We start from the raw sequence: 429 nt of genomic DNA on the forward strand, positions 1-429 counted from the left end.
GGCATTGGGTGCACAGCCGCCGCACCAGCCGCTGCGCCAGCACGCCGCGCAGCGACGAGGCCAGCAGGAACGGTTCCACCCCCATGTCGGCCAGGCGCGTCACTGCCGAAATCGCGTCGTTGGTATGCAGGGACGCCAGCACGCCATGGCCGGTCAGCGACGACTGCACCGCAATCTGTGCGGTCTCCAGGTCGCGGATCTCGCCGATCATGATGGTGTCCGGGTCCTGGCGCAGGATCGCGCGCAGCGCGGTGCCGAAGCTCATGCCGATGCGCGCGTTCACCTGGATCTGGCCGATGCCGGCGAAGTCGTACTCCACCGGGTCCTCCACGGTGAGGATGTTGCTGGTGCTGCTGTCGAGCTGGCCCAACGCGGCGTACAGCGAGGTGGTCTTGCCACTACCGGTCGGGCCGGTGGCCAGCACGATGC

1 protein-coding gene is annotated in these 429 nt (G+C 68.5%); it reads right to left on the reverse strand.

Going from position 1 to position 429, the window contains the following annotated elements; genetic code table 11:
* A partial coding sequence (locus RhoFasB10_RS25875; protein ID WP_167679355.1) for an ATPase, T2SS/T4P/T4SS family occupies positions 1-429 on the reverse strand: 429 nt, incomplete at both ends.

Origin of the sequence: Rhodococcus sp. B10 (genome assembly GCF_011770055.1) — a bacterium.
Lineage (GTDB): Bacteria > Actinomycetota > Actinomycetes > Mycobacteriales > Mycobacteriaceae > Rhodococcoides > Rhodococcoides kyotonensis_B.